At 59.8% G+C, this 540-nt stretch carries 1 pseudogene; it reads right to left on the reverse strand.

The window, feature by feature from the left end:
- A pseudogene (locus tag LPW39_RS23275) lies at positions 1-540 on the reverse strand (hypothetical protein); the annotation flags it as partial.

The raw sequence follows: 540 nt of genomic DNA on the forward strand, positions 1-540 counted from the left end.
CCACGCCAGAGCCAGGCCCCACCATGGATGCTGGCAGCGCTTGCCCCTGAATCTGCATGCCCAGACCGGTTGCCCAGTGCGAGCCGGTGTAGGTCCCGAAGTTGGTCAAGCCACGCCCTATCATTCCAGCGGTGGAGCCCGAATACAAGCCATAGCCGGAGTTAGCGGCAGAACCCAGATTCAGGAGGTTTCCGATTCCACCCCCACCGCTTCCGCCGAGCACCGTGCCGAGCGCACCCATCATGGCCGAAGACCCATCTCCGAACAGCGATGCGCCAATGTTGATGATCCATTTGCGGATGGTCAGCTGGTACAGCATGTCCAGCACGGCAGATTTAAGGGTCTGGCCCAGTCGTTTAAACGTGCCGGCGCCATCCTCAAAAACGTTGGTCCAGGTCTGGTGCGCAGATTGGTCGATGCTCTGGAAGAAGCTCACCCAATTGCCCTCTTGCGATTGGACCAGGGTGGCCGTCTCTTCTGCGACTTCCTTCTGCCCAAGCAGCTCGTTGCGCTCTCGCAGCTGCTTGATCTGCTCTTGCA

Origin of the sequence: Comamonas koreensis (assembly GCF_021026195.1) — a bacterium.
GTDB classification, from domain to species: domain Bacteria; phylum Pseudomonadota; class Gammaproteobacteria; order Burkholderiales; family Burkholderiaceae_C; genus Comamonas; species Comamonas koreensis.